1 protein-coding gene and 1 pseudogene are annotated in these 434 nt (G+C 73.0%); one reads left to right on the top strand and one right to left on the bottom strand.

Translation table 11 applies throughout. The features are described from left to right. A pseudogene (locus G3I71_RS47985) lies at positions 1-194 on the top strand (YceI family protein); the annotation flags it as partial. A 38-nt stretch (positions 195-232) separates the two neighbouring features. Here G3I71_RS47985 and G3I71_RS47990 read toward each other — a convergent pair. After that, positions 233-434, bottom strand: a 202-nt coding sequence (locus tag G3I71_RS47990; protein ID WP_164325258.1) for a hypothetical protein, incomplete at its 5' end; no start/stop codon positions are given.

Here is a 434-nt window from a genome sequence, read left to right on the forward strand (position 1 = left end):
TCACCCTGGACACCCAGGACCTGGGCAACGGCACGGGCCTGGAGGGCGAACCGCGGGCCGCCTGCCGCGCCACGGCCGAACTGAACCGCGAGGACTTCACCCTGAACTGGCAGTCGATGTTGGCGGCCGGGGTCGCCGCGATCGGCGCCAGTGTGGAAGTGGCGCTGGACGTGCAGATCGTCCACAAGGCCTGACCCCGCGTCCCCACCGCCCGGACGGGCACGGCCGGCCGTCAGGGGGCTTCCAGCCAGCCCTCGTACTCGGCGGCGAGGTCGTCCAGGGAACCGGCGTCGAGCCGTTCCCGCGGGTCCTCCACGACCACCAGCCACTGGGCGTCCTCGGCGTCGTCCTCACCGGCGAGGGCGTCGCGCACCAGCTGCGGTTCTTCGGGCAGGCCGAAGCGGTCGACGGCTTCCTGGGCCACCTCTTCGGCG

The organism is Streptomyces sp. SID12501, assembly GCF_010550245.1.
Classification (GTDB): Bacteria; Actinomycetota; Actinomycetes; order Streptomycetales; family Streptomycetaceae; genus Streptomyces.